Source organism: Methanobrevibacter sp. (assembly GCF_045577275.1).
In the GTDB taxonomy this organism is placed as follows: Archaea; Methanobacteriota; Methanobacteria; order Methanobacteriales; family Methanobacteriaceae; genus Methanobrevibacter.
Map to the genome: position 1 here is coordinate 1 of NZ_JAZNIB010000347.1, position 3195 is coordinate 3195.

Genomic DNA, 3195 nt, shown 5'->3' on the forward strand with positions numbered 1-3195 from the left:
CTCACCTACACATTGGTACCTTGTCTCCGGAATTCAAAAGGTCAGACATTTTGGATGAAAACATTACTGCATCCCTCATTTTGACTATGGTGCTTTCTGTATTGCTTGCAGTGATTGCAAAGATAATATGTATCCTATTCAACTTTGAAAGCATAAGCCTTTATGACTTTGTAATGATCTCATTTATCGCAGGTCTCTTTTCAACAATAATCATGCTTCCGATTACAATGTTCATTTCACTCAAGAGCTTTGAAGGCGGTTGGGACCCAGACAACATCACAACTCCTTTCATTGCAGCTGTCGGTGACTTCTTCACCTTGCCTGCAATCATCTTAAGTGTGATGACAGTGAACTTCATAGGTTTCCATCCTATGGTCAAGATGATTCTATTTGTGATAATAATAATCATAACCCTTGCTGCATTGATTTCAGGATACACAGCAGACAATGAAGTGAGACATATCGTAAGGCAGTCCACTCCTGTCCTTTTCTTCTGTTCCATATTGGGAACCGTTGCAGGTGGAATATTGAACAATTCAATCAGCACATTGCTTAGGAATCAGACATTGCTTACCCTTGTACCATTGTTCTCCGGTGAAAGTGGCGGTTTGGTAAGCATCTTAGGAGCAAGATTATCCTCAGGTCTCCACTCAGGTTTAATCGACCCTGTATTAAGGCCTAAGAAGCACACTATGGAAAACTTCATAGCTATTGTGACCTTGGCTATATTGATGTATCCTTTGATTGGATTCTTGGCTGAATCATCAACAGTGGCCTTTGGAAATCTTGGTGTCGGATTCCCTCAATCATTGTCAATAAGCCTGATTGCAGGTATGATATTGATATTGATCATGTTGCTTGTGGTATTCTACATATCCACAATTTCATATAGAAGAGGATTGGACCCTGATAATATAGTCATTCCACTGTCTACAAGCCTTACAGATTCCATATCCACATTGATCTTGATAGTGGTGTCTTTAGGTATTTTAAACATGTTTTAAGTGATTGTAAGGTCATTTAATCTTTTTTTAATCTTTTTTTATGGTTAAGGGTATTTCTAATTTAAAAAATAGCTATTTATTTACCTTTCCATGACTTTTCCATTTCAGACTTAAAGAATTTATTAACTTTTTCTGCACCGAATATCTCTTCCTCCAAGTCCCAATCACTTGGATATAATATGAATGGATATTGCTGGTTTCCTCCAGCTCCACCATGGTTTCCAATCAAATCCTCGAATGCATAGACCTCATCGTTTTCCACATCATATTCACTGTTTACGAGAATGTCCGGAACATGTTCAAACTTATCTGTTCTTCTCAACTTTTCAATGATGTGCTCACCATATTTCTCATAGAAGTTTTCACCTGTGCAATGGCCTGTTTCAAGGTAAAGTACACTACCTTTTGATAAAACCACAGTTTCATATATACTGCTTTTCACCATGACAAAACCTATGCCATCATGATGAGATAATGCCTTCAAGAGTCCAGGAAATGCATCTTCAATCTGTTCATATGTCATTCTATTGGACCAATCTGTAAAATAAATCAAGCCTAAATTTCCAGAGGAAAGCACCATTGCCTGTGCAGTCTCTTCACTGACTGTAGTCTTGTTTGAAAAGCTGATGTTCAAGTCAAGATCTGAAGAAATGTTATTCAGCTTATCTGTAAATGATTCATCATCATTGAAGAACCTGTTGTCGAGTCTGAGCCTTTCCATATATTCAGAAAATCTGGAGTTCTCCTTTATGTTGGATAGCCTTTCCATTGGATGAATGTCTATTCTTTCCCTTGCGCTGTCAACTCTGGTGTCTATTCTCTCTCTTGTATTTTCTATTCTTTCCCTTGCATTATCCACTCTGGTGTCAATCCTTTCCTTGGTATTGTCGACGGTTGTGTCTATCCTTTCTCTTGTATTGTCCACTTTCCCTTCAACATAATCCTCCAGAGAATATTTCTTTCTGAAATAATCGTCGTTGGAGTGCAATATGCTGTGTATGCTGATGTTGTCAGGCAAGAGTTCACTGACTAAGTCATTCAATGTGATTCCATACTTTTGCTTGAATGTGAATCCATTTGACTGGCCGTGATCTGAAAGTATGATAAGCTTATATTTTCTTTGAGCCTTTTCAGTTGCCTTTTCGATTCTTCTGAATTGCTTGTCGATTTGCCTTAATGCATAGAATGCATCATAGTCCTCCACTCCTGAGTGGTGCGCTATCTCATCATAGCCCATATATGTTGCATAGATTGCATTGTATTGGCCTGCAAAGATGTCTCCAATTATTGTATATGTTGTAGCTTCCCTCATGGCCACATTTGTTCCTGCACGGGCAACATAGTATGCAAACCCTCTCCATTTGAGACGAGGCTGTGTATTGATGAAAAGCTGTCTTATTCTTGAACCAAGTTCCATCACCATGTCGAAAAGGAAGAGCAGGACGATTCTGGTGATTACATAAGGCTTTGAATATAGGTAGTACCAGCTGGTTGTTCCTATGCTTTTGGATTGAGTCAGGTTGCTGAAGGTTAGGATGTGGTCTTCTGCATCTCCTGAAAACAGGTTGCTTCTGCTTGCTCCCTTGTTTGAAAGGAGGCCCTTTCCATCGGATATTCTCTTTTCGATGATTTCTGAATTTTCCATTCCGTTTGATGAGATTATGCGGTTGTCGTTTTCCTTTTCAAGCCAACGGAAGGCCGGTATGTTGCTGTTGTTTCCATGAAGTATTCCTGCCTGTGAAGATGATGTCTGGCTTGAAAGATCGGTTTCCCATCTTGTAAGCTTATGGTCCCCGTTTTCAATCCATTTGGACAATGTAGGCATGTCTCCCCTGTCCAATGCCTTCTTTAGTGTATTGTAGGAGAGGCCGTCAATTTCAAGAAAAATGAATCCTTCCTTATCTGCATTATCCTTATATATTGCAGTCATTTCCTTTTCCAAAACGTTTTGATAGTAGCTTTTGTCATCATCGATATTAAGGACAAGTGATAGGAATGAGGAAATCAGTCCGATAAGAAGCGGGGTTGCAAATAGGGATATTCCTTCTATATGAACTCCTGGAATAAAGAGGCTTATTATATAGAGAAGGATTCCGTCGATGAGGAATGTTCCAAAACCCAGTGTAATGACTACGAATCTAAGTGATAAATAGCTTATAAGAGGCCATAATAAGGCGTTTATCAATGATAA

At 39.0% G+C, this 3195-nt stretch carries 2 protein-coding genes; one reads left to right on the plus strand and one right to left on the minus strand.

Translation table 11 applies throughout. The features are described 5' to 3' along the window. Positions 1 to 1004: magnesium transporter (locus ACKI67_RS10000; RefSeq protein WP_407463387.1), on the plus strand; the 1004-nt coding region annotated here is incomplete at its 5' end. Positions 1005 to 1080: 76 nt separating this feature from the next. On the opposite strand, the gene ACKI67_RS10005 is transcribed toward ACKI67_RS10000, so the two are convergent. Then, a partial coding sequence (locus tag ACKI67_RS10005) for an alkaline phosphatase family protein (protein ID WP_407463388.1) occupies positions 1081 to 3195 on the minus strand: 2115 nt, incomplete at its 5' end.